Origin of the sequence: Pseudomonas sp. TMW22089 (assembly GCF_022496645.1) — a bacterium.
Lineage (GTDB): Bacteria > Pseudomonadota > Gammaproteobacteria > Pseudomonadales > Pseudomonadaceae > Aquipseudomonas > Aquipseudomonas paraversuta.
The window spans coordinates 412,562-433,550 of record NZ_SCFG01000001.1; the positions used below are offsets into that span (position 1 = coordinate 412,562).

Below are 20,989 nucleotides of genomic sequence, written 5' to 3' on the forward strand. Positions count from 1 at the left end.
CACTCCAGAGCAGTCCGCTGCCACTCGGTGCGGCCATAAGGAGAAAACTCCATGACGAAGCTGCGTATTCCTCTGCTGATGATGGGCTTGTTGCTGTGCTCCCAGGGTTTTGCGGCCACGGCCCAGCAAAACAAAATGACCACCTGCAATGCCGATGCGAGTGCCAAGGCCCTCAAGGGCGATGAGCGCAAAGCGTTTATGAGCACTTGCCTTAAAGCCGCCCCGGCGGCCCCTGCGACTCAGCAGGAAAAAATGAAAACCTGTAACGCCACTGCCGGCACCCAGGACCTCAAAGGCGATGCACGCAAAGCTTTTATGAGCGACTGCCTGAAGAAGAAATAAAGCCCCCGGCAGCAACGGGCTTGCTCGCGACGCCTGCAGATCCGCTGCAATCGCGGGCAAGCCGCGCCTGCAGGTAGCAGGGCAACGTCACAACTTCTAGTGCTGCCCGCTGAAGGCTGGCAGACTGCCTGTCCTTTCGCGCTGCTTGTTTTGAGGCTGTATGCCATCGTTTTCTCAGCGTCACATTTTGTTCGCCAGTTACCTCATCATCGCTGGCGGCTTGTTGCTGGTTTTTCCGTTGCGCCTGTTGCCCAGCCTGCTGGCCGGGTTGCTGGTTTACGAACTGGTCAACATGCTCACGCCACAACTGCAGCGGCTGATCGCCGGGCGCCGGGCGCGCTGGCTGGCGGTGGCATTGCTGGGCACTCTGGTGGTCAGCGTGCTGGCGTTGATTTTTGCCGGCGCCATCAGCTTCTTGCTGCACGAAGCAGAAAACCCCGGGGCATCGCTGAATAAATTCATGGTCGTGGTCGACCGGGCGCGGGGTCAATTGCCGCCGTTTCTGGACAGCTATCTGCCGGCCAGCGCGGCCGAGTTCCGGGTGGCGATCGGCGAATGGGGCAACAAACACCTCAGCGATCTGCAACTGGTGGGCAAAGACGCCGCGCACATGTTCGTGACGTTGCTGATTGGCATGGTGCTGGGCGCCATCATCGCGTTGCAGCGCATCCCGGATGTCAGCCGTCGCAAGCCCCTGTCAGCCGCGCTGTTCGACCGTTTGCACCTGCTGGTGCAGGCGTTTCGCAACATCGTGTTTGCGCAGATCAAAATCGCGCTGCTCAATACCGTGTTCACCGGGGTGTTTCTGGCGGTGATCCTGCCGCTGTTCGGCGTACATTTGCCGCTGACCAAAACCCTGATTGTGCTGACCTTCCTGCTGGGGCTGCTGCCAGTGATAGGTAACCTGATCTCCAACACCCTGATCACCATCGTCGGCTTGTCCCTGTCGATCTGGGTCGCGGTAGGGGCTCTGGGCTATCTGATCGTTATCCACAAGCTGGAATACTTCCTCAATGCCAAGATCGTTGGCGGCCAGATCAGTGCCAAATCCTGGGAGCTACTGCTGGCGATGCTGGTATTCGAGGCAGCCTTCGGCCTGCCGGGGGTGGTGGCCGGGCCGATTTACTATGCGTATCTGAAGAGTGAGCTCAAGCAGATGGAGCTGGTCTAACCCGCAATCCCTAGTCGCTGCCGCAGGCTGCGGCAGCGATAAGGGTGTGGTTTTAGCCGTAACGCTTTTTGGCTTCAATCGCCAAACCGCTGCCGATGCTGCCGAAGATGTTGCCTTCGACGTGATGGGCGTTGGGCAGCATGGCCGCGACGCTCTGGCGCAGCGCCGGAATACCGCTCGAGCCGCCGGTGAAGAACACCGTATCCACCTGCTCGACACCCACGCCCGCACTGCTGAGCAAGTCAGTCACGCTGTTGCGGATGCGCTCCAGCTGGTTGTCGATGGAGGCTTCAAACAGCGCCCGGCTCAGTTCGACACTTAGCCCCGGTTCTACCCGGTCCAGCGGCACATGACGGCTCTGGGCGTGGGTCAGTTCGATTTTGGTTTCTTCGATTTCCATCGCCAGCCAGTGACCGGCGCGCTGTTCGATCAACTTGAACAAGCGGTCAATCCCGCCGGTATCGACGATGTCGTAGCGCATGCTGTTCAGCGCGATCTGGGTTTTCTGTGCATACACCGAGTTGATGGTGTGCCAGGTCGCCAGGTTCATGTGATGACTGGTGGGCATGTAGGCCCCGCTTTTCATCCGGCTACCGTAGCCGAACAGCGGCATGACCCCTTGCAGGCTCAGTTGCTTGTCGAAGTCGGTACCGCCCACGTGCACGCCGCCCGTGGCCAGGATGTCGTCCTGGCGGTGGTCCATGCCACGGCGCTCAGGGGACAGGCGCACCAGCGAGAAGTCGGAGGTACCACCGCCGATATCGACAATCAGCACCAGCTCTTCGCGCTGGATGGTCGACTCATAGTCGAACGCTGCGGCAATGGGCTCGTACTGGAACGAGACTTCCTTGAAGCCGATGGCGCGGGCCACGTCGGTCAGGGTGTTTTCGGCTTCCTGGTCGGCCAGCGGATCGTCATCGACGAAATACACCGGGCGGCCCAGCACCACTTCTTCAAATTCACGGCCCGCGGTCGCTTCGGCGCGCTTTTTAAGCTGGGCGATAAACAGCCCCAACAGGTCCTTGAACGGCATGGCCGTGCCCAAAACGCTGGTGTCGTGCTTGATCAGCTTGGAACCCAGCAGGCTCTTGAGCGAGCGCATCAGGCGGCCTTCGTAGCCTTCCAGATACTCATGCAGCGCCAGACGGCCATACACCGGGCGGCGCTCTTCAATGTTGAAGAACACTACGGAGGGCAGGGTGATCTTGTCGTCCTCCAGCGCGATGAGGGTTTCCACGCCTGGGCGCAGCCAGCCGACGGTGGAGTTGGACGTGCCAAAGTCGATGCCGCAGGCACGTGCTGGAGTGGCGCTTTTCATGTCTTTCGAGTTCCGGTTAAAAAACGGCCGCGCAGTGTATGCCAGACGCTCGCAGAATCGAAGCGCGACGATTCTTTAAATCGCAGGTTTTAATCCCCTTGAAAGACTATCCTTCACCCCCAAACTTCCAGACATTGGTTTGGCGGTCTTAAGGCTGCCGATAAACTTTTGCAGCGCTGGTCAGTCACAGGATTGAGATCGGTCAACCCCCGGGCCGGTTAACCAGAGCATTCTGGGTGGCTTCGAGCTGCGCGATATTGATAACGGATGGTGATCCTTACATGGACTTCAAAGACTATTACAAAATCCTGGGTGTCGAGCCCACGGCTGACGATAAGGCGATCAAGACCGCTTATCGCAAGCTCGCGCGCAAGTATCACCCGGATGTGAGCAAGGAAAAGGACGCCGAGGAGAAATTCAAGGACGTCAACGAAGCGTATGAAGCCCTGAAAAGTGCCGACAAGCGCGCCGAATACGATGAAATGCGCAAGTACGGTCAACATGGGCAGCCATTCCAGGGGCCGCCGGGCTGGCAAGGGCACTCGAGCGGTGGTTTCGAGGATCAGGGCGATTTTTCAGACTTTTTCAGCTCGATCTTCGGTTCGCGCGGTAATGGCTTCGGCGGCCAGAGCGGCCGCAGTGCGGGACGTCGTGGACAGGATGTAGAAATGGAACTGCCGATTTTCCTTGAAGAAACCCTGTCCGGCGAATCGAAGCAGATCAGCTTCCAGATTGGCGGCGCCAACAAGACCCTTAACGTGAAAATCCCGGCCGGTGTCACCGACGGTGAGCGCATCCGCCTTAAAGGGCAGGGCGGTCCGGGCGTGGGTGGCGGTGCCAATGGCGATCTATACCTGATCATCCGCTTTGCTCCGCATCCGAAGTTCGATGTTGAAGGTCATGATCTGGTGATCACGGTGCCAGTGGCGCCGTGGGAAGCTGCTCTGGGGGCCAAAGTGGCCGTGCCGACCCTGACCAGCAAAATCAACCTGACCATCCGTCCGGACAGCCAGAGCGGTCAACGCTTGCGCATCAAAGGCCATGGCCTGGCGAACAAGCAAGGCGAGCGTGGTGATTTGTATGCCCAATTGAAAGTGGTCATGCCGAAACAGAGCGACGAGGCCACAAAAGCCCTGTGGCAAGACTTGGCCGACAAATCGGCATTCGATCCGAGAGCCCAATGGAGTAACTGATCATGAGCAGCACCCTGATCGTTCAGCTGGACATGGAAAGGTTCTGCGAAGAGGCCGGCATCCCGGCCACTTACGTGATAGAGATTGTCGAACACGGAATTATCGAACCTCAGGGCCGCACGCCGGACGTGTGGCGTTTTGAAGACTACGAACTGGCCATCGCACAGCGTGCGACCAAGCTGCACCACGACCTGGAGATGGAGTGGGAAGGCGTCGCCCTGGCGCTGGACCTGATCGAGGAAGTGCAGCAATTGCGGGCCGAGAACCAGCGGCTCAAGCAGCAACTGGGCCGCTTTGTCTGCGACCTGTAGCCGCGACCGTACTGTAGGAGCGAGCTAGCCTCGCGAGCTTTTCAGATAGCTGTTCACAGTAGCGTGCAGCACGCCAGATACAGCTCGCGAGGCAAGCTCGCTCCTACGGGTTTTTTATTTGTCAGATCTGTTTGGGCAACACCACGGTAAACGTCGTGCCCTCGGCTTCGGTCGAGGACACTTCGATGCTGCCATGGTGCGCGTCTACCACTTCCTTGACGATGAACAAGCCCAGGCCAAGGCTGGTGGACGCGCCCGGGTGGCCAATGTCTTCGCTCGGGCTGCGTACCAACGGGTCGAACAGGGTGGCCAGCGCCTCCTCTGCAATCGGGGTGCCGTTGTTGTGCACCCGCAGGGTCACGTGGTCGTCAGTTCCGTTCAGGATCAGGGTCACCGCGCCTTCGCTGGCGCCATGCTGCAACGCATTGCCGATCAGGTTCTGCAGCAGCTGGTCGAGGCGTCGAGGGTCCCAGTGGCCTTCAACATTGCCGTTAACCTGCAAGCTCTGCTCACACTTGGGGTGTCCGGCGCCGGCCTGGTCCAGTGCGGTCTGACAAGCCTGGGCCAGGTTCATGGCGCAGGGTTCCACAGGCAACTGCGTACCCAGGCGGCTGCGCACAAACTCCAGCAGATCACTGACCATCGCCTGCATGTGGCGCGCCCCGGTCTTGATCGCCTTGACGTAATTCAGGGCGTTGGCATCCAGGGTAATTTTGCGTTCCAGCATTTCGGTGGACATGCTCACCGCTTGCAACGGCGCGCGCAGGTCATGGCCCAGAATCGCCAGGAAGATATCCCGCGAGCGGTTGACCTGCTCGGCGTAGGCCTCGGTGGATTCGGCCAGCGCCTCATCAATGGCCTCATTGAACCGGATCATGTCCTGCAAGTAGCTCAGCTCCAGAGTTTCGAGGCTGGCGACCCACAAGCGGATCACGCAGGCGCGCAAGTGCCGGAACTCGGAGGTCATCTGCACCAGATCAAAGCCCACGGTATGGCGCAGTTCGCCATGGCTGGCGGCGGCAACGTCCAGGCTCGGGGTTTTTTCCGGCCCTTCGCCCTCGGCCTTGGCCTGTTGTTCGCTGGCGGTTTGCGCGGTGTTCATGTCCCGCGCAGCGGCCAGCAGAATGGCCTTGGCATGATCGCGCAGGGCCACGCTGTCCATTGATTCGGCAGCCGGGGTGATGGTTTCGGCGAACTGCTCCCATTCATCGACGATACGATCAGCGTTGTGCACGATGAATTCAGATAGGCGCATAGCCAGACCCTGCTGCAAGAGCGATAGTAATTAAGGTGTCGCATCTTAGCCCCTAACGACAGCTTTCTATACAACCGCTTGCCGGTACAGTCCCCTGCCAGCCAGGGGAACTGCCCGCAGTCCTCAAAACAGAAAATAGCGCTGTGCCATCGGCAATACATCAGCGGGTTCGCACCACAGCAGCACCCCGTCGGCCTTGACTTGATAGGTCTGCGGATCGACTTCGATTTCGGGCAGGTAACCGTTGTGAATCAGGTCGGTTTTCTGCACTTCGCGACAGCCTTTGACCACCGCGATTTGCTTCTTCAGCCCCAGTGCCGCGGGTACCCCGGCATCCGCCGCCGCCTGGCTGATAAAGGTCAGGCAGGTGGCATGCCGCGAGCCGCCGTAGCTGGCAAACATCGGGCGGTAGTGCACCGGCTGCGGGGTAGGGATCGACGCATTCGGATCACCCATCAGGCTCGAGGCAATCGCCCCGCCCTTGAGAATCAGGGTCGGCTTGACCCCGAAGAACGCCGGTCGCCAGAGCACCAGGTCGGCCCACTTGCCCACCTCGATCGAGCCCACTTCATGGCTGACACCGTGGGTGATCGCCGGGTTGATGGTGTATTTGGCGATGTAGCGTTTGGCGCGAAAATTGTCATTGCCCGGTGCGTCTTCGGGCAGCGGGCCGCGCTGTTTCTTCATCTTGTCGGCGGTTTGCCAGGTACGGGTGATGACCTCGCCGACCCGGCCCATGGCCTGGCTGTCGGAGCTGATCATCGAAAACGCGCCGAGGTCGTGCAGGATGTCCTCGGCGGCGATGGTTTCACGACGGATACGGCTTTCAGCGAAGGCCACATCCTCGGCGATGCTCGGGTCGAGGTGATGGCAGACCATCAGCATGTCGAGGTGCTCGTCGATGGTATTGCGGGTAAACGGCCGGGTCGGATTGGTCGAGCTGGGCAATACATTGCTCAGGCCGCAGGCCTTGATGATATCCGGGGCATGGCCGCCACCCGCGCCTTCGGTGTGATAGGTGTGGATGGTGCGGCCCTTGAATGCGGCCAGGGTGGTTTCGACAAAGCCCGACTCGTTCAGCGTGTCGCTGTGAATTGCCACTTGCACGTCATACAGATCGGCCACGTTCAGGCAGTTGTCGATGGCCGCGGGCGTAGTGCCCCAGTCCTCGTGCAGCTTGAGACCGATGGCCCCGGCTTCGACCTGCTCGATCAGCGGTTGCGGCAGGCTGGCGTTGCCCTTGCCGGTAAAGCCCATGTTCATCGGGAATGCATCGGCGGCCTGCAGCATGCGCGCCATGTGCCACGGCCCCGAGGTGCAGGTGGTGGCATTGGTCCCGGTGGCCGGGCCGGTGCCACCGCCGATCATGGTGGTGACCCCGCTGTTCAATGCCTCTTCGATCTGTTGTGGGCAGATGAAGTGGATATGGGTGTCGATACCGCCGGCCGTGAGGATCATGCCTTCGCCGGCGATCACTTCGGTACTGGCGCCGATGGCGATGGTCACGCCGGGCTGGATATCCGGGTTGCCGGCTTTGCCGATGGCGTGGATCCGGCCGTTTTTCAGGCCCACGTCGGCTTTGACGATGCCCCAGTGATCGATGATCAGGGCGTTGGTAATCAGCGTGTCCACCACCTCGCTGGCGAGCAACTGGCTTTGGCCCATGCCGTCGCGGATCACCTTGCCGCCGCCGAACTTCACTTCTTCGCCGTAGATGGTGAAGTCCTGCTCGACCTCGATCCACAGCTCGGTGTCGGCCAAGCGGATCTTGTCGCCAACGGTAGGGCCGAACATGTCGGCGTAGGCCTGGCGGGAAATTTTCATAGTGAGTTCCTAAATATATAAACCATCCCCCAATCCCTGTAGGAGCGAGCTTGCTCGCGAGCTTTTTCTCAAGAGCGCTTAAGGGCTCGCGAGCAAGCTCGCTCCTACAGGGGATTAGGGGATTGGGGTTAATCCAGATTGCCCATGACCCGGCCGGCAAAGCCGAACACCCGGCGCAGCCCGGCCAGTTCCACCAGTTCCACTTCGCGGGTCTGCCCCGGCTCGAAACGCACGGCGGTGCCCGCCGGGATATTCAGGCGCATGCCACGGCTGTCAGCACGGTTAAACATCAGGGCATCGTTGGTTTCGAAAAAGTGATAGTGCGAACCCACCTGGATCGGGCGGTCGCCACGATTGGACACGCTGAGGCTCAGGGTCCGACGGCCGACATTCAGCTCGATGTCACCGGCTGCAATGCGGTATTGGCCGGGAATCATTGCGGCTCACTCAAGGTTTTGTAGTAGATGGCCGTAGGGCTGTAGTGACCGTCGGGGCTGCGGCAATAGTTGGGTAGCTCGCCGACCCGGGTGTAACCCAGGGCACTGTAGAAGTTTTCTGCGGGCGAGCCGGCCTCGGTGTCCAGGTGCAGCAAGCCGCGCTTTTGTGCCCGCGCCCCTTGCTCCAGGGCGTGGATCATTATCTGGCCCAGACCACGGCGCCGGGCTTCGTTGAGCACCAGCAGTTTCTGGACCTCGGCACGGTTGAGCCCGTTGCGCTTCTGGCACAGGGCAAGTTGCACGCTGGCCAGCACCCGGCCGTCTTCAATCAACACCCACAGGAGCAGAGTGCCTTGCTCCAGCTGGGCCTGTACTTCGTTGAAATAGTGGCTGGCCTGGGGCAGGTCCAGATCGTCCATGAATCCCACGGACGCGCCGTAGCGCACAGCATCCAGCAGCAAGGTAATCAGCCCGTCGCGATATTCGGCAAAGCTGCGGGCGGTTAGCTGCAGCACTTGTTCATTATTCATTTGCCGCACTCCTGTGGCGGCAGCGCGCCGGGGTTGAGCATCAGTTGCATAAAGGTCAGGTCCAGCCAGCGGCCAAACTTGATCCCGACTTGGGGCATGCGCCCGCCGGTGACAAAACCCAGCTGTTTATGCACATGGATCGAGGCCGCATTGCCGCTCTCGATGGCCGCCACCATCACGTGCTTGCCGCACGCTCTGGCACGTTCAATCAGCGCTGCCAGCAATTGCGGTCCGAGGCGTTTGCCCCGTTGTTCGGGATGCACGTACACCGAATGTTCGACGGTATGGCGGAACCCTTCAAAGGGGCGCCAGTCGCCAAACGAGGCGTAACCCAGAGTCAGATTGCGCTCATCGACTATCACCAGCACCGGATAGCCCTGGGCCTGGCGGGCAGCGAGCCATTGCTGACGATTGGCCAGGTCGACGGTTTGCTCGTTCCAGATTGCTAGGGTGTTGAGCACCGCATCGTTGTAGATATCGAGAATCGCTGGCAGGTCAGCCGCGACGGCATCACGAATTAGGTAAGACATGCAGCAGCCTCAGGCGATGGGTTGGTGGACGGTGACCAGCTTGGTGCCATCCGGGAAAGTGGCTTCGATCTGGATGTCGGGGATCATCTCCGGAATGCCTTGCATCACTTGTTCGCGGGTCAGCAGGGTGGTGCCGTAGTGCATCAGCTCGGCGACGGTACGGCCGTCGCGGGCGCCTTCGAGCAGGGCGGCGGATATATAGGCGATGGTTTCCGGGTAGTTAAGCATCACCCCGCGTGCCAGCCGTCGCTCGGCCAGCAGTCCGGCGGTAAAGATAAGCATCTTGTCTTTTTCGCGTGAGGTCAGGTCCATGGTGGGTCCGTTGTTAAATTAAGGATTATGGGTCGAGGACCTCTGTGGGAGCTGGCAAGCCAGCTCCCACAGAGGTCCTCAAAAAATCGCGACGGTTCTCAGGTACTCCAGATCCTCGGGGCCAGTGCCTCACGGCCCAACAATGCCGGGCGCAGCAGGCGCCACAGCTCGATCAGCCAGGCGCGGGCCTGCAAGGCTTCTACCGCCAGGCAGCGTGCGACCACTAACCCCGGCAGCTGGGTCAGGTCACCGCGTACCGGGTTGGGCAGGTCGCGACAGGTTTGCAGCAGCTCGGCACTGATTTCCCCGGTCACCAGCAATGTCGCGAACACCGGGTTGCCGTCCAGTCCGATTGGCGAATCCAGCAAGCCGTCGCCGCCGATAACCCGCTGGCGCTCATGCCAGAGCAACTGGCCGTCACGGCGAATATCCAGCTGTGATTGAAAATGCCCGTGCTCAAAACGCTCACCACTGGCCAGTCGTCCCAGCGCCACCATGTCCCAGTAAAACAGGCGCCCGTCGCCTTCAAGCTCAATGCGCGTCGTCAGTTCGGCCCGGGCGTCGCTGAACACTATGGTTTCTTGCGGCAGCCATTCCAGGGTCGCACCGGCGGCCACGTTCAGGGTCAGGCTCTGGTACGCCGGGCCGGCCGCGCGATACCACTTGGCGGCACCGGGGCTGGTGAGTTGCGCCCAGGCATCCGGGCCGACACTGGCGCAGATGTTCAACCGGTCGCCGCCGGCAATGCCGCCGGGTGGGTGAACAATGATGTGCTGGCACACCTCGGGGCCTTCGGCATACAGGTGCTTCTGCACCCGCAACGGACCGACATGGCGGCGCTGGGTAGGGCGCGTACTGTCGCCAAAACGGCCATAGCCCAGCTCCAGCTCGGCGTGCCAGCTGGGGGTGAACAATGCGGGGTTGGCAGGCAGGTTCATAGGTCGGCTTTTTCATCAAAAAGAGTTACAGACTAAATCGTCACCAGTCCACGCACACCCTCTGTTTGCATATTTTCACCACGGCCCTGTTGCACGATTTCGCCTCTGGACATCACCAGATACTGGTCCGCCAGTTCTTCGGCAAAGTCGTAGAACTGCTCCACCAGCAGGATGGCCATATCGCCCCGGGCAGCGAGCATCTTGATCACCGCGCCGATCTCCTTGATCACCGATGGTTGAATCCCTTCGGTCGGCTCATCGAGGATCAGCAGGCGCGGGCGGCTGGCAAGCGCGCGGCCGATCGCCAGTTGTTGCTGCTGGCCGCCGGACAAATCGCCGCCGCGCCGATGCTTCATTTGCAGCAACACCGGGAACAGTTCATAGATAAATCCGGGCACTTCCCGGGCCTGGGAACCGGGGAAACGGGACAGGCCCATCAACAGGTTTTCCTCCACCGTCAGGCGCCCGAAGATCTCCCGGCCCTGGGGCACATAAGCGATCCCGGCGTGAACCCGCTGGTGGGGCTTGAGCGTGGTAATGGGCTTGTCCTCCCAGGTCACGCTGCCTTCCCTGACGGCCAGCAAACCCATCAGGCACTTGAGCAATGTGGTCTTGCCCACGCCGTTACGGCCCAGCAGGCAAGTGACTTCGCCGACTTTGACCTCAAACGACAGGCCGCGAAGAATGTGGCTGCCGCCGTAGAACTGATGCAGATTTTGTATTCGTAGCATCGTGAATCCCCTAATACCCTGTGGGAGCTGGCTTGCCAGCGATTGCAGCGGGGCGTTAGCGGCCCAGATAAACCTCGATCACCCGTTCATCCGCCTGCACCTGTGCCAGCGAGCCTTGCGCCAGAACGCTGCCCTGGTGCAACACGGTGACGTGGTCGGCAATCGAGCCGACAAATCCCATGTCGTGTTCCACCACCATCAGCGAGTGTTTGCCGGCCAGGCTTTTGAACAGCTCGGCGGTGAATTCGGTTTCGGCATCGGTCATGCCCGCCACCGGTTCATCCAGCAGTAACAGTTGCGGGTCTTGCACCAGCAGCATGCCGATCTCCAGAAACTGTTTCTGGCCATGGGACAGCAATCCCGCCGGGCGCCGGGCCGAGGTGCTCAGGCGAATGGTCTCCAGTACTTCGGCGATGCGGTCCCTTTGCTCACCCGTAAGTCTGGCGCGCAGGCTGGCCCACACCGACTTGTCGGTTTTTTGCGCCAGCTCCAGGTTTTCGAACACGCTCAGGGCTTCAAACACCGTGGGTTTCTGGAACTTGCGGCCGATCCCGGACTGGGCGATCTGTACTTCGCTCATCTGCTGCAGGTCCAGGGTTTCACCGAACCAGGCCTGACCTTCGCTGGGGCGGGTCTTGCCGGTGATCACGTCCATCATGGTGGTCTTGCCTGCGCCATTGGGGCCGATGATGCAGCGCAACTCGCCGACGCCTATGTACAGGTTGAGGTTGTTCAGGGCCTTGAAACCGTCAAAGCTGACGCTGATGTCTTCCAGCGTCAGAATGGTGCCGTGGCGGGTATTGAGGCCGGTTCCCGCAGCCTGGCCCAGACCTATGGCGTCGCGGCTGCTGCCGGCATCCTTGTTTGGATCGAATGCGGGTTCGAGCATAAATTCCGCCGTTGCAGTGATTCTCATTGTTCGCCCCTTTTCTTCAGCAGGCCGATCACGCCTTTGGGCAGGTACAGGGTCACGACGATAAACAGCGCGCCGAGGAAGAACAGCCAGTACTCGGGGAAGGCTACGGTGAACCAGCTCTTCATGCCGTTGACCACACCCGCGCCCAGCAACGGGCCGATCAGGGTGCCACGCCCGCCGAGGGCTACCCACACGGCAGCTTCTATGGAGTTGGTGGGCGACATTTCCCCAGGGTTGATAATGCCCACTTGCGGTACATACAACGCCCCGGCCAGGCCGCATAAAACAGCACTGAGTACCCAGACGAACAGCTTGAAACCGCGGGGGTCATAGCCGCAAAACATCAGGCGGTTTTCGGCGTCGCGCAATGCGGTCAGCACCCGCCCGAATTTACTGCGCGCCAGGCGCCAGCCGAGAAACAGGCTGGCCACCAGCAACATCACGGTGGCGAAGAACAGTGCCGCGCGGGTGCCGGGCTCGGTGATGCCAAACCCCAGAATGCTGCGGAAGTTGGTGAAGCCGTTGTTGCCGCCAAAACCGGTTTCGTTGCGGAAAAACAGCAGCATCCCGGCGAAGGTCAGGGCCTGGGTCATGATCGAGAAATACACGCCCTTGATCCGCGAACGGAAGGCAAAAAAGCCGAACACCAGCGCCAGCAAACCGGGGGCCAGCACCACCAGGCACATGGCCCACCAGAAATGCTCGGTGCCGGTCCAGTACCAGGGCAATTCGGTCCAGGACAGAAAGGTCATAAAGGCCGGTAACTCATCGCCCGAAGCCTGGCGCATCAGGTACATGCCCATGGCGTAACCGCCCAGGGCGAAGAACAGGCCGTGGCCCAGCGACAGCAGGCCGGCGTAGCCCCAGACCAGATCCAGCGCCAGGGCAACGATGGCGTAACAGAGGATCTTGCCCGTCAGCGTCAGGGTATAGGCCGAGATCTGGAACGGGCTGTCGGCAGGCAGCAGCGACAGCAGCGGCAGGGCCAGCAGCACCAGTAATACCAGGCCGCCGACAGTGGCGGTCACGGCCGGTCCGGCCTTTTGCGTGGCAGTAAGCAGCAGAGGCTGATTCATCAGTCGATCACCCGTCCTTTGAGCGCGAAGAGACCTTGCGGACGCTTCTGGATAAACAGAATGATCAGCCCCAGGATCAGGATTTTGCCCAGCACGGCGCCGATCTGCGGTTCAAGAATCTTGTTTGCGATGCCCAGGCCGAAGGCCGCGTACACCGTGCCCGCCAGTTGGCCGACACCGCCCAGCACCACCACCAGGAACGAGTCGATGATGTAGCCCTGGCCCAGGTCAGGGCCGACGTTGCCAACCTGACTCAAGGCCACCCCGCCGAGCCCGGCAATCCCCGAGCCGAGGCCAAAGGCGAGCATATCGACCCTGCCGGTGGGTACGCCGCAGCAAGCCGCCATGTTGCGGTTCTGGGTGACCGCACGCACGTTCAGGCCCAGCCGGGTTTTGTTCAGCAGCAACCAGGTCAGCAACACCACGGCCAGGGCGAAGACGATAATCACCAGGCGGTTGTACGGCAGCACCAGGTTGGGCAGCACTTGCAGCCCGCCCGAGAGCCAGGCCGGGTTGGCCACTTCGACGTTTTGCGCGCCGAACAGCACCCGCACCAATTGAATCAGGATCAGGCTGATGCCCCAGGTGGCGAGCAGGGTTTCCAGCGGCCGGCCATAGAGGTGGCGAATGATGGTGCGCTCCACAAGCATGCCCACGCAGGCCGTGACAAAGAACGCCACGGGCAGCGCCAGCAGCGGGTAGAACTCGATGGCGCCGGGGGCGAAGCGCTGAAACAGCAACTGCACGCAGTAGGTCGAGTAGGCGCCGAGCATCAGCATCTCGCCATGGGCCATGTTGATCACCCCGAGCAGGCCGAAGGTGATGGCCAGCCCCAGGGCTGCCAGCAACAGAATCGAGCCCAGGGACAAGCCGCTGAAGGCCTGGCCCAGCAAGTCACCGATCAGCAGTTTGCGTTTGACCTGGGCCAGGCCGGTTTCGGCAGCGATGCGTACCTTGGCGTCGGTTTCGACCCCGGCCTGCAGCAGGGTTTCGAGGCGGGTGCGGGCCAGGGGTTCGCCGGTTTCACCCAGCAGGCGCACGGCTGCCAGACGCACTGCCGGGTCGGGGTCCACCAGTTGCAGGTTGGCCAGTGCCAGGCTCAGGGCGCTATGTGCAGTACTGTCGGTTTCGCCGGCCAGTTGCCGGCCGAGGAAGGCCAGTTGTGCCGGTTTGGCGGATTTTTGCAGTTGCAGGGCGGCCGCCAGACGCAGTTTCGGGTCTGGAGCGAGCAATTGCTGACTGGCCTGGGCGGTCTCAATCAAACCGCGCAAACGGTTATTCAGGCGCAGGGTTTTGCTTTGCCCGTCGACGCTGATCTGACCTTGTTGCAGGTCGTTGATCAGCGCCGCGCGTTCAGCTGTCGGTTGTGCCGCCCAGCTTTCCAGCAGTTGGGCCTGGCGGGAATTGTCGGCCGCTGCGAAGTCGCCGGCATCGTCGGCGTACGCCCCCGGGGGCAGCAACAGCAGGCAGGCGAAGATAAAACGGTAAAGGGCAGTTGGCATAGACAGGGCCTTTTTCCTGCAGGAGCGGGCTTGCTCGCGAGCAAGCTCGCTCCTGCAGAGGTTGTGTTATTGGCTTTAGTTGCTCTTCACTGCGTAATCCGGCTTTTTGTCATTGCCCGGGATATACGGACTCCAGGGCTGGGCGCGGATCGGCTCCTTGGTCTGCCACACCACGTTGAACTGACCGTTATCTTCGATCTCGCCGATCATCACCGGCTTGTGCAGGTGGTGGTTGGTCTTGTCCATGGTCAGGGTGTAGCCCGACGGCGCGGCGAATGTCTGGCCGGCCATGGCTTCCCGGACTTTATCGACATCGGTGGACTTGGCTTGCTCTGCCGCCTGCGCCCACATGTGGATACCGACGTAGGTGGCTTCCATCGGGTCGTTGGTCACGGCCTTGTCCGCACCCGGCAGGTTGTGGGCTTTGGCGTAGGCTTTCCAGTCGGCGACGAACTTCTGGTTCACCGGGTTGTGCACCGACTCAAAGTAGTTCCAGGCCGCGAGGTTGCCCACCAGCGGTTTGGTATCGATGCCGCGCAGTTCTTCTTCGCCCACCGAGAATGCAATCACCGGCACGTCGGTGGCCTTCAGGCCCTGGTTGGCCAGCTCTTTATAGAACGGCACGTTGGAGTCGCCGTTGACCGTGGAGATCACCGCCGTCTTGCCCCCGGCGGAGAATTTTTTGATGTTGGACACTATGGTCTGGTAATCGCTGTGGCCAAACGGGGTGTAGACCTCTTCGATGTCCTTGTCGGCCACACCTTTGGAATGCAGGAAGGCACGCAGGATCTTGTTGGTGGTGCGCGGGTACACGTAGTCGGTGCCCAGCAACACGAAGCGCCTGGCGCTGCCGCCGTCCTCGCTCATCAAATACTCGACCGCCGGAATGGCTTGCTGGTTAGGTGCGGCGCCGGTGTAGAAGACGTTGGGCGACATCTCTTCGCCTTCGTATTGCACCGGGTAAAACAGCAGGCCGTTGAGCTCTTCAAATACCGGCAACACCGATTTGCGCGACACCGAGGTCCAGCAGCCGAAGACCACGGCGACCTTGTCCTGGGTCAGCAACTGGCGACCCTTTTCTGCAAACAGCGGCCAGTTGGACGCCGGGTCGACCACCACCGCTTCGAGCAGCTTGCCGTTCACGCCGCCTTTGGCGTTGATCTCGTCGATGGTCATCAGCGCCATGTCCTTGAGCGACGTTTCGGAAATCGCCATGGTTCCGGACAACGAATGCAAAATCCCCACCTTGATGGTCTCGGCGGCTTGCACCGTCCAGGTCATGCCCATGGCGGCAATGGATGCCGTGAGGGTGAAAGCTTTGAGCAAGCTGCGACGCTTCATGGGGCGATCTCCAGATGTCTGATTTTTCTAATGGGTCGACGGGGACACTGGGAAGGTCTATAGCAAGGGCTGTGCCGAAGTGGTGCGCAGGCTCTGGAACGGGGCTCAAGGGCGAATTTTGAGGTGTCGGCGCACCAGTGCGGCGCCTGAAGGCGGTTTTGGTGCGCGGCCTGCGCCGTGTTGGTGCTACGGGAGGGGGGTTAGCGCTTGCGCATCAGCCCTATAAAGAACAGGCCGCCAATCGCCGCAGTGGCCACGCCGATGGGCAGGTCTTCAGGGGCGATCAGGGTGCGCGCGGCAACGTCCACCCAAACCAGGAACACGCTGCCCAGCAGTGCTGACACCGGCAGCAAACGCCGGTGCTCGGCCCCCACCAGACGCCGGGCAATGTGCGGAATCATCAGCCCGACAAAGCCGATCGAGCCGCTGATAGCCACCAGCACTCCGGTCATCAGGGAGGCGATCAAAAACACCTTGAGCCGCACATTGCGTGCGTTCAGGCCCAGGGTGACGGCGGTTTGCTCGCCCGCCATCAAGGCGTTGAGCGGGCGGGCCATGCCCAGCAGCAGTACCAGCCCCAGCAGCACCACAGTGCTGGGCACCAGTAGCAGTTCCCAGCGCGCCAGCCCCAGCCCGCCGAGCATCCAGAACAGTACGGCGGAGCTGGCGCGATGGTCGCCCAGAAACAGCAGGGTATTGGCGATGGCCATCATCACGAACGACACGGCCACCCCGCACAGCAGCAACCGGTCACTGTCCAGGCGGCCCTGGCGGCTGGCGATGGCCAGCACCAGAACCATGCTCAGCAACGCACCGATAAAGGCCGCGATGGGCAAGGTCAGCAGGCCGACGATCTGGCCCACGTGCAGCACCACAATCACCGCCCCCAGTGTGGCACCGCTGGTCACGCCCAGCAGGTGCGGGTCAGCCAGCGGGTTACGGGTCACGGCTTGCAGCACCGCGCCGATCAATGCCAGCCCGGCACCCACCAGCGCCCCAAGCAGCATGCGCGGCACGCGGATCAGCCATACGATATGTTCCTGCCCGGCGCTCCAGCTGACCTCACCGATACCGAACAGTTTGTTGAGCAATATGTGCCACACCACGTCCACCGGCACCCGCGCCGGGCCGAAGCCCAGGGAAATCACGCACGACACCAGCAGCAGGGCGCCGAGACAGGCCAGCAGCAGGGCGTAGCGGCGAGTCATCATTGGGGGTGGAAACCTTTGGCCAGGGTTTCGATGGCCAGCACGTTGTCGATGCCGGGGGTGGCTTGCACGTAAGGGATGACGATGAAGCGTTTGTTGCGAATCGCGTCGACCGATTGCAGGGCCGGGCTGGTTTCGAGGAAGCGCTGTTTTTGTTCGGCGCTGACTTCGCTGTAATCGACGATGACGATCACTTCAGGGTTGCGCTCGACCACGGTCTCCCAGTTGATACGGGTCCAGCTGGCGTCGATATCACTGAGGATGTCGTTGCCGCCTGCGGCTTCGATCAGTGCGTGGGGAATGCCCAGCTTGCCCGAGGTCATGGCACGGTCTTCACCGCTGTCGTACAGGAACACCCGTGGCTTTGCCCCGGGCAGGTTCTTTTGCACGGTGGCGATTTTTTCCTGCATCTGAGCGATCAGCGTGTTGGCGCGGTCTTGCACGTCAAAAATTTTGCCCAGGTTGCGCAGGTCGTTGTAAGTGTCCTCCATGCTGGCGGGCGGGCGCTTCATCACGAAGGCGCAGGACTCGGTCAGCTCGTACACGTTAATGCCCAGCGGGGTCAGGGTTTGCGGCGTGAGGTCGCCGCCGACGCGCATGCCGTAATCCCAGCCGGCAAAGAAGAAGTCGACGTTGGCGTTGAGCAGGGTTTCCACCGAGGGGTACTTGCTCGCCAGCTCCGGCAGGCCATCGAGAATCACCTTCATCCCGGGCGTCACCGCTTTCCAGCCACTGATGCCGCTGTAGCCGACCATGCGCGGCTTGAGGCCGAGGGCGAGCATCATTTGCGTCATGTTGATGTCATGGCTGACTGCGTGTTCGGGTGCCTGGTTGAAGGTCACCTCACGGTTGCAGCTGGTAATGGTCAGCGGGTATTTGCTGGCTTCGGCCCGGGCCCATGGGGCAGCGGACAATGCGCACAGGCAGAGGGCGAGGCGGATCAGTTTCATGCTTGGGTTATCCAGGTAATGCGCGGGTAGCCGGACAGCGGATGGTCGTCGATCAGCGCGTCGACGCCAAACACGTCGCGCAACAGGTCGACGGTCAGCACCTCGCGCGGGGTGCCGCTGGCGATGATCCTGCCGTGGTCGATCACGTATAGCCGGTCGCAAAAGGCCGCGGCCAGATTGAGGTCGTGGATGCTGGCCAGGGTTCCGATGTTCAGGCGTTTGACCAGTTGCAGCAGCTCCAGCTGGTAGCGTGGATCGAGATGATTGGTCGGCTCGTCGAGGATCAGCAGTTCGGGTTGCTGGGCCAGGGCCCGGGCCAGAATCACCCGCTGTTTTTCACCGCCGGACAGGGTGGCGAATGCGTGGTCTTCGAAGCCCTGCAGGCCAACGGATTCGAGGGCTTTTTTCGCCAGCTCGCGGTCGGCCTCGGTATCGCCGTCGAACAGGCCTTTATGGGGGGTACGGCCCATGGCGACCACTTCATCGACGGTCAGGCCAAAGGCGTCCGGAAATTCCTGCAACACCACGGCGACGCGTTGGGCGCACCAGCGTGGCGATTGCTGCCAGAGGTTGTGCGCACCGAGGTGAACCTGGCCCGACTCGGGTTTGCTGAAGCGATAAGCGCAACGCAGCAGGCTGGTTTTACCGCTGCCGTTGGGCCCGATCAGCCCCACGAACTCGCCTGCGGCCACGTGCAGATTGGCATCACGCAGCTGGAACTGGTGATGACAGTGGCCGTGGCCCAGCGGGGTCCAGGCAAGTTGAGTGAGGGTGAGGCGGGTCATAAAATTCCGGTGTTGATCTGATCTCTGCAGGAGCGAGTTGCTCGCGAGCTTTTCACGGCTCGCGAGCAAGCGCGCTCCTGCAGGGGTTGGGGCTTTAAAAGGTGTAATCCGCCGTGACGAAGAACGAGCGCGGTTCGCCCATGATCCATTGCTGGCCGCCATTGTATTGGCTTACAGCGTACTGGCGGTTGAACAAATTATTCAGGCGCAGGCCCAGGGTGGTTTTTGGCAGCGCTTTCCAGCTGACAGTGGCGTCCACCACGGTATAACTCGGCAGTACGACGGTGTTGGCAAGGTCGGCGTAACGGGAGTCCACATAACGCACCCCGGCCCCGGCATTAAGGTCATCGCTAATGGTTTTGCTCAACCACAGGTTGGCGGTGCGCCGCGGTACGTCGGTGGGGCGGTTGCCTTTGCGGGACACGCCTTCGTCATCGAACTTGTCGTATTCGGCCCGCACGAACGCGGCATTGGCCTGCAGCTGCCAGCGGTCCGGCAGTTGCAGATCGAGGCTGGCTTCAAGGCCGTTGGATGATTGCTGACCGACTTGCAGCGAGTTGCCCGGGTTGTTCGGATCAGGCGTCAGCAAGTCCTTTTTGACGATGTGATACGCGGCCAGGGTCCACTCACCGCGCTGGTCCCAGAACATTTGCTTGAAACCGACTTCGGTCTGGCGGGCGCGGGCCATGTCAAAGCCTTGCTCGGAGGGGTACAGGCTGATCAGCCCGGCTACGCCATCGACGCTGGTGGCCTGTTGCGCATACACCGACATGTCCGGCGTCAGTTCATACACCAGGCCGACTTTCCAGCTGTTGGCCGAGAGGCTGCGATCACTGCGGGTGTCTTCGATCAAGTCGTCGCGGTCCAGGTGCACGATGTCGCGCCGCACGCCAGTGACCAGCGACAGCTGCTCGCTCAGTTGCGTGCGGTTTTCGGCAAACAGCGACACTTGCTGGGTGGTGGTCTTGAACTGGTCGCGGTAGGGCGAATTGCTTGTGAACTCGCCGCGATCCGGGTGGTTCATGTCAATCGGTGTACCGACAGTCACTACATCCTTGTAAGGCGCATTGCTGTGCAGGTCAAAGTGGATACGGTTGTAGTCCGCGCCCACCAGGGTTTTGCTTTCAAGGCCGAACAGATCGTGGTCGAGGGTGAACGTCTGACGGTCACCGACCTGTTCCTGCTGGTGCTTGATGCTGTAGTAGCCACTGCGCATCAAGGTTTGTCGGTCCTGGTCCCAGGCATGGTTTTCAGCGTTTTGCCAGCGACGCTGGGCCTTGAGGTAATACAGTTCGTTGCTGGCAACCAGATCGTCGTTGATCTGCCACTCGCTGTTCAGGCGCGTCCACTGATCGTTGTAATGCAGCTTGGCGTCGCGCACGTTGTAGTTCTTGTCCCGCAGGCTCTTGTGATAACGGCCATTGATCAGGGGGACGCCGAAGTCGTTCTGCGGCTCCTGGTCGCCGTAGTCGTGGCTCAGGGTAAATGCCAGATCATCCCGGGCCTGCCAGCGCAGGGCGGCACTGATAAAGGTGCTTTCGGAGTCACCGTGGTCGATCCAGCCATTGCTTTGGATGTGGTTGAGGTTCAACCGATAGCTCAGGGTATCGGTCAGCGAGCCGCCGCTGTCCAGGGCTTGCTGCTGGCTGTCGTAGGAGCCGTAGCCAACCCGCAGATGATTTTCGATTTCGCCGCTGAACGGTTTTTTCGGGATCACGTTGATCACCGCGCCGGTCGCGCCTTCGCCGTACAGCACTGATGCCGGGCCGCGCAGCACATCGATGCGCTCCACCGACCAGTCGTCCACCGGGAAGGTCACGGTGCCGGCGCCGCTGTACATGCGAATCCCGTCATACAACTGCATCACCGAGCCCTGGCCGACAAAACCCCGGGCCGAGTACGACGAGCCGCCGTTGCCCGGGGTAGCCGTGTTGGTGATACCGGTGGTACGAGTCACCGCGTCCTGGACACTGCGGTCGCCGCGGGCACGAATCCGTTCGCCGCTCAGGCTTTCGACGCTGGCCGGGGTTTCAAGGCTGTTGAGGTTCAGGCGTGAGCCGGCGCTGGTGGCAGTCTTGAGGTCGATGTGTTCGGCATCGACTTGCGGCGCGGTAATGTTCGCGGCCGGCAGCATCAGGGACGGGGCGGAGTCATCCGCGTGGGCGCTGTTGATCGCCAGCAGACAGAGGCTGGAAAAAAGGTACTTGTTCATCGGGGCAGTGAGTCGCTTATTTCAAGAGGTGTCCCCGCTGCCTCCTGGCGGCGGGTGATGGAGCTTAAAGGCCTTTGTTATACAGTAACAATGGTTTTCTGCTTGAT

21 protein-coding genes are annotated in these 20,989 nt (G+C 61.2%); 4 read left to right on the forward strand and 17 right to left on the reverse strand.

The features are described 5' to 3' along the window. The first annotated feature begins 51 nt into the window (after window positions 1-51). Both EQV90_RS01850 and EQV90_RS01855 read left to right on the forward strand, forming a co-directional pair. The gene (locus EQV90_RS01850; RefSeq protein WP_240877677.1) at window positions 52-342 is read left to right on the forward strand and encodes a PsiF family protein; all 291 of its coding nucleotides are present in this window, start codon (window positions 52-54) and stop codon (window positions 340-342) included. Between the two features lie 160 nt (window positions 343-502). After that, entirely contained in the window at window positions 503-1,513 is a 1,011-nt protein-coding gene (locus tag EQV90_RS01855; RefSeq protein WP_003439115.1) for an AI-2E family transporter, read from the forward strand. A 52-nt stretch (window positions 1,514-1,565) separates the two neighbouring features. Here the strand turns inward: EQV90_RS01855 and EQV90_RS01860 are convergent, their stop codons facing one another. Next, a complete protein-coding gene (locus EQV90_RS01860; protein ID WP_003439118.1) occupies window positions 1,566-2,831 on the reverse strand; it encodes an Hsp70 family protein in 1,266 nt (421 codons plus the stop codon). A gap of 281 nt (window positions 2,832-3,112) precedes the next feature. Here EQV90_RS01860 and cbpA point away from each other — a divergent pair, with 281 nt between their 5' ends. Both cbpA and EQV90_RS01870 read left to right on the forward strand, forming a co-directional pair. Next, window positions 3,113-4,024 carry a curved DNA-binding protein gene (gene cbpA, locus EQV90_RS01865; protein WP_003439123.1) on the forward strand — a complete coding sequence of 304 codons (912 nt, stop codon included), beginning with the start codon at window positions 3,113-3,115 and terminating at the stop codon, window positions 4,022-4,024. A gap of 2 nt (window positions 4,025-4,026) precedes the next feature. Continuing rightward, window positions 4,027-4,335: a chaperone modulator CbpM gene (locus EQV90_RS01870; RefSeq protein ID WP_240877678.1), complete on the forward strand. Its 309-nt coding sequence runs from the start codon at window positions 4,027-4,029 to the stop codon at window positions 4,333-4,335. Window positions 4,336-4,456: 121 nt separating this feature from the next. Here EQV90_RS01870 and EQV90_RS01875 read toward each other — a convergent pair whose 3' ends face one another. From EQV90_RS01875 to EQV90_RS01950, 16 genes are all read right to left on the reverse strand, one after another. Next, window positions 4,457-5,590, reverse strand: coding sequence for a HAMP domain-containing sensor histidine kinase (locus EQV90_RS01875; protein WP_003439128.1), 1,134 nt, complete (start codon window positions 5,588-5,590; stop codon window positions 4,457-4,459). A 123-nt stretch (window positions 5,591-5,713) separates the two neighbouring features. Then, on the reverse strand, window positions 5,714-7,414 hold the full coding sequence (gene ureC, locus EQV90_RS01880) for an urease subunit alpha (RefSeq protein ID WP_003439130.1): 1,701 nt from the start codon (window positions 7,412-7,414) through the stop codon (window positions 5,714-5,716). A gap of 128 nt (window positions 7,415-7,542) precedes the next feature. Further along, window positions 7,543-7,851, reverse strand: coding sequence for an urease subunit beta (locus tag EQV90_RS01885; protein WP_003439131.1), 309 nt, complete (start codon window positions 7,849-7,851; stop codon window positions 7,543-7,545). Beyond that, window positions 7,848-8,381 (reverse strand): GNAT family N-acetyltransferase, encoded by a 534-nt coding sequence (locus EQV90_RS01890; protein ID WP_003439132.1) that lies wholly within the window; start codon window positions 8,379-8,381, stop codon window positions 7,848-7,850. The genes EQV90_RS01885 and EQV90_RS01890 overlap by 4 nt, the downstream gene beginning before the upstream one ends. Continuing rightward, on the reverse strand, window positions 8,378-8,911 hold the full coding sequence (locus tag EQV90_RS01895) for a GNAT family N-acetyltransferase (protein WP_003439134.1): 534 nt from the start codon (window positions 8,909-8,911) through the stop codon (window positions 8,378-8,380). The genes EQV90_RS01890 and EQV90_RS01895 overlap by 4 nt, the downstream gene beginning before the upstream one ends. A gap of 9 nt (window positions 8,912-8,920) precedes the next feature. After that, window positions 8,921-9,223 carry an urease subunit gamma gene (ureA, locus tag EQV90_RS01900; protein WP_003439136.1) on the reverse strand — a complete coding sequence of 101 codons (303 nt, stop codon included), beginning with the start codon at window positions 9,221-9,223 and terminating at the stop codon, window positions 8,921-8,923. 98 nt (window positions 9,224-9,321) lie between these two features. Further along, window positions 9,322-10,161, reverse strand: coding sequence for an urease accessory protein UreD (locus tag EQV90_RS01905; protein WP_003439139.1), 840 nt, complete (start codon window positions 10,159-10,161; stop codon window positions 9,322-9,324). Between the two features lie 32 nt (window positions 10,162-10,193). Continuing rightward, window positions 10,194-10,892, reverse strand: a complete 699-nt coding sequence (urtE, locus tag EQV90_RS01910; RefSeq protein WP_010656243.1) for an urea ABC transporter ATP-binding subunit UrtE — start codon at window positions 10,890-10,892, stop codon at window positions 10,194-10,196. A gap of 55 nt (window positions 10,893-10,947) precedes the next feature. Beyond that, window positions 10,948-11,808, reverse strand: coding sequence for an urea ABC transporter ATP-binding protein UrtD (gene urtD, locus EQV90_RS01915; protein WP_010656242.1), 861 nt, complete (start codon window positions 11,806-11,808; stop codon window positions 10,948-10,950). Then, complete coding sequence (gene urtC, locus EQV90_RS01920; RefSeq protein WP_240877679.1) at window positions 11,805-12,884, reverse strand: urea ABC transporter permease subunit UrtC; 1,080 nt, start codon at window positions 12,882-12,884, stop codon at window positions 11,805-11,807. Before urtC ends, urtD begins: the two co-directional genes overlap by 4 nt. Then, window positions 12,884-14,386, reverse strand: a complete 1,503-nt coding sequence (gene urtB, locus EQV90_RS01925) for an urea ABC transporter permease subunit UrtB (protein WP_240877680.1) — start codon at window positions 14,384-14,386, stop codon at window positions 12,884-12,886. Before urtB ends, urtC begins: the two co-directional genes overlap by 1 nt. Before the next feature lie 75 nt (window positions 14,387-14,461). Beyond that, window positions 14,462-15,727, reverse strand: a complete 1,266-nt coding sequence (gene urtA, locus EQV90_RS01930; protein WP_003439155.1) for an urea ABC transporter substrate-binding protein — start codon at window positions 15,725-15,727, stop codon at window positions 14,462-14,464. A gap of 200 nt (window positions 15,728-15,927) precedes the next feature. Further along, window positions 15,928-16,938: an iron ABC transporter permease gene (locus EQV90_RS01935; RefSeq protein ID WP_003439158.1), complete on the reverse strand. Its 1,011-nt coding sequence runs from the start codon at window positions 16,936-16,938 to the stop codon at window positions 15,928-15,930. Continuing rightward, window positions 16,935-17,885: an ABC transporter substrate-binding protein gene (locus EQV90_RS01940; protein WP_010656240.1), complete on the reverse strand. Its 951-nt coding sequence runs from the start codon at window positions 17,883-17,885 to the stop codon at window positions 16,935-16,937. Before EQV90_RS01940 ends, EQV90_RS01935 begins: the two co-directional genes overlap by 4 nt. Further along, a complete protein-coding gene (locus tag EQV90_RS01945) occupies window positions 17,882-18,670 on the reverse strand; it encodes an ABC transporter ATP-binding protein (protein ID WP_003439163.1) in 789 nt (262 codons plus the stop codon). Before EQV90_RS01945 ends, EQV90_RS01940 begins: the two co-directional genes overlap by 4 nt. 94 nt (window positions 18,671-18,764) lie before the next feature. Beyond that, complete coding sequence (locus EQV90_RS01950) at window positions 18,765-20,882, reverse strand: TonB-dependent receptor (protein ID WP_240877681.1); 2,118 nt, start codon at window positions 20,880-20,882, stop codon at window positions 18,765-18,767. Window positions 20,883-20,989 lie beyond the last annotated feature (107 nt).